Raw genomic sequence first — 3831 nt, forward strand, 5'->3', positions numbered from 1 at the left:
ACGCTCTGCGGCAGCCCGGCCTTGATCACGGTCTGGCGCGCCGGGTTCTGGCCCGAGCCGGCGGTCAGCACCTGGCCCAGGATCAGTTCGTTGATCTGGTCGGGGCTGAGGTTCGCGCGGCGCAGCAGGTCGGCGACGACGGCCGCGCCGAGCTCGGGCGCCGGCGTCTTGGCCAGCGTGCCGCCGAACTTGCCAACAGCAGTGCGGGCGGCGGCGACGATCACGATATCGGTGGTCATGGGATTCTCCTTTTGAGTCAAACGGGTCTGTCAAAAATGAATCTCGGGTGCTACGGCGCCTTGGCCTTCACATAGCTCCCGGGCGCGGGTTCGATCGGCGAGTGCTTGCGACTGCCGGGCGACTTCGGTGCGGCAACCATCGGGCCTGCATGCGCGTGCAACCATTCGATCCACAGCGGCCACCAGCTGCCGGGCACGTCGCTGGCGTCTGCGAGCCAGTCGCCCGCATCAGGCTTGACGTCGCCGACCCAGTGATTGCGCTTCTTCTTGGCCGGCGGGTTGATCACGCCGGCGATGTGGCCGCTGCCGCCGAGCACGAAGGTGACGTCGCCGCCGAGCAGTTGCGTGCTCGCGTAGGCCGTCTGCCACGGAACGATGTGGTCTTCTCGCGAGGCATAGAGGAATGCCGGCACGTCGATCCCGCCGAGGTCCACGGGGACGCCGCACTGAACGGTCGCCCCGGGCTCGCGCAGCTTGTTTTCAAGGTAGGTGTTGCGCAGGTACCAGCAGAACATCGGGCCCGGCAGGTTCGAGTCGTCTGCGTTCCAGAACAGCAGATCGAAGGCCGCCGGTGCCTTGCCCTTCAGATAACCGCTGACGACGTAGGGCCAGATCAAGTCGTTGGCACGCAACGCGGCGAACACCTGCGCCAGCTCCTTGCCTTTCATCACGCCACCCTGGCTGATGGCGGCCTCACGCGAGGCGACCGACTGTTCGGACACGAGCAGGCCCAGTTCACCGGTGTCGGCGAAGTCGAGCATCGTCGTGAGCAAGGTCATGCTCGCGACCTTGTCTCGCTTCTTCGCCGCCATGACGGCCAGCGCGCTCGCGAGCAGCGTGCCGCCGACGCAGAAGCCCAGGGTGTTGACCTTGTCCGCGCCGCCGATCGAAAGCGACACCTCGATCGCCTGCATCACGCCTTGTTCGAGGTAGTCGTCCCAGCAGAGTCGCTGCTGTTCCGGGCCGATGTTGCGCCACGACACGAGGAACACCGTGTGGCCCTGCGCAACCGCGTGACCGACGAAGGAGTTGTCGGGCTGCAGATCGAGGATGTAGAACTTGTTGATGCACGGCGGCACGATCAGCAGCGGCCGCTTGTGCACGCGCGCCGTGGCCGGCGTGTATTGAATGAGCTGCATCAGCTCGTTCTCGAACACGACGTCCCCGGGCGTGGTCGCCACGTTGCGGCCGACCTCGAACGCCGTGTCGTCGGTCATCGAGACGCGGCCCTTGGCGAGATCCTGCACGAACAGCCTCATGCCTTCGGCCAGGCTGGCGCCCCCGGACTCCGCCGCGGTCCGGAGCGCTTCGGGGTTGGTGATGAGTGCGTTGGCAGGACTGAGGGCATCGACCACCTGCCGCAACACGAAGGCCCATTGCGCCTTGCTGCGCTGGTCCAGCGGCGCCGCGGCCAGCGTCTTCTGAACGAGCGCCGACTGGTTCAGATACGCACGCGCCAGTGCGTCGAAGAGCGGCCCCTGCTGCCACGCTTCACCGGCAAATCGGCGGTCGTCGGGCTTTGCGCCGGCCCATGGCGACGTCATCTGCCGGACCGCCTGCTGCTGCCACTGCGTGGCGGCATCGACAGCCTGCAGCCACGGCGCCAAGGCTTGGGCCGAGAAGCCGGCCCACGTCGTTGCCGACTCCGCAGGATCGGGCGATGGGAGCACCGATCGCTGGCTCGCCATCAGATCGGCCAGCCATTGAGCGGGATGGGGTGCAGCAGCCGACATGTTGATCCTCTGTTGAAACGCGACCGGCCGGTCAATGCAGCTTCACGTGCGGCTCGGTGCGCCGCGTGATCAGGCGCGACAGGGTGTCGAGCGCGACCTTGGAGAGGCCGTGCAGCGCCAGTTCGTGCATCTTGTAGAGCGAGACATACATCAGGCGGGCGAACGCGCCCTCGATCATCAGGCTGCCGCCGATCAGACCGCCCATCATGTTCCCCACGGTGCTGAATTCGCCGAGCGACACCAGCGAGCCGAAGTCGCGATAGCGGTACGGCTCGAGGGGCCGGGCTGCGATGACGCGCCGAATCTGTCCGGCCATGTGCGAGGCCTGCTGATGCGCGGCCTGAGCGCGCGGCGGAACGAATCCACCCTTGCCGCCATTGGCTTCGGGCCAGGCACATGCCGCGCAGTCGCCGATGGCGAATATGCGCTCGTCGCGCGTCGTCTGAAGCGTGGGCCGAACCACGATCTGGTTGCTGCGATTGGTCTCCAGGCCCGCGATGTCCTTCAGGAAATCCGCTGCCTTGACACCGGCCGCCCACACCACCAGTTCGGCGGGCAAGGTGCGCCCGTCGGCCAATCGCACGCCGTCCGGCAGCACCTCTGCCACCTTGGCGGACGTATGGACCACGACACCGAGCTTGGCCAGCAGCGCCTGTGTCGCGTGCGACAGACGCGGGGGCAGCGCCGGCAGCACGCGATCGGCAGCTTCGATGACGTTGACCTGAATGTCCTTTTCCGCGTCGACCCGGTCGAGTCCGAAGGCCACCACCTCGCGGGTCGTGCGGTGCAGCTCGGCCGCCAGTTCGACGCCGGTGGCGCCGGCGCCGATGATCGCCACATGCAACTGTTCGGGCCGCAAGGGCGTGGTCTGCGCGTGGGCGCGAATGCAGGCGTTGACCATTCGTGCATGAAATCGCTGCGCGTCCGCCTTCGACTCGAGCCTCAGTGCATGTTCGCAAACGCCGGGTGTCCCGAAGTCATTGCTGAGGCTGCCCAGCGCCAGCACCAGTGTGTCGTAGCCGAACACGCGGTCGGGAGTGACCTCCCTGCCCTCGTCATCGACATACGGGGCCACGCGCACCTCGCGGCGTTCGCGGTCCAGCCCCATCAACTCGCCGATCCGGAAGCGGAAATGATGCCAGTGCGCCTGAGCCAGATAGTCGACCTCGTGCGCGCTCAGATCCATGCTGCCGGAAGCGATTTCGTGCAGCTTGGGCTTCCAGACATGGGTGCGGTTCTTGTCGATCAGCGTGACCTCGGCGAGCTTGCGCTTGCCCAGCGAATCGCCGAGCCGCGTGGCCAATTCAAGGCCACCGGCGCCACCGCCGACGATGACGATCCGGTGTCTTGGCGGTGCGGCGCTGTTCATGCGTAGGGGCTGTGGCAGCGTGTCTTCTGGCGTCAGCGGGCGGCGCTCACCGGCATGCGTGCCTGTGCCGCGTCGAGCACGTCCTCCGGCGCATCGGCTTCGGCGGTGGATTCATGGTCGAGGTGGCGGTGCAGGCGTTCGGTGTCGAGGTCGCCGGTCCACCGTGCGACCACGATCGTGGCCACGCCGTTGCCGATCAGGTTGGTGAGCGCGCGCGCCTCCGACATGAAGCGGTCGATGCCCAGGATCAGTGCCAGCCCGGCCACCGGCACGTGGCCGACCGCCGAGAGCGTGGCCGCCAGCACGATGAAGCCGCTGCCGGTCACGCCCGCCGCGCCCTTGGAGGTCAGCAGCAGCACCAGCAGCAGCGTGATCTGCTGGGTCAGCGACATCGGCGTGTTGGTGGCCTGCGCGATGAACACCGCCGCCATCGTCAGGTAGATCGAGGTGCCGTCGAGGTTGAACGAGTAGCCCGTCGGGATCACCAGGC

General features: G+C 67.1%; 4 protein-coding genes. All 4 read right to left on the reverse strand.

The genetic code is table 11. The features are described 5' to 3' along the window. Positions 1 to 239 (reverse strand): thiolase family protein (locus AC1DTW_RS27975; RefSeq protein ID WP_477984602.1); only part of this gene is annotated, 239 nt, incomplete at its 3' end. Between the two features lie 50 nt (positions 240 to 289). Continuing rightward, positions 290 to 1972, reverse strand: coding sequence for a PHA/PHB synthase family protein (locus AC1DTW_RS27980; RefSeq protein ID WP_477985289.1), 1683 nt, complete (start codon positions 1970 to 1972; stop codon positions 290 to 292). 31 nt (positions 1973 to 2003) lie between these two features. Next, positions 2004 to 3341 (reverse strand): NAD(P)/FAD-dependent oxidoreductase, encoded by a 1338-nt coding sequence (locus AC1DTW_RS27985; protein WP_477985291.1) that lies wholly within the window; start codon positions 3339 to 3341, stop codon positions 2004 to 2006. Between the two features lie 32 nt (positions 3342 to 3373). Next, positions 3374 to 3831: cation:dicarboxylate symporter family transporter (locus tag AC1DTW_RS27990; RefSeq protein ID WP_477985293.1), on the reverse strand; the 458-nt coding region annotated here is incomplete at its 5' end.

The organism is Rhizobacter sp. P5_A1 (genome assembly GCF_056400745.1).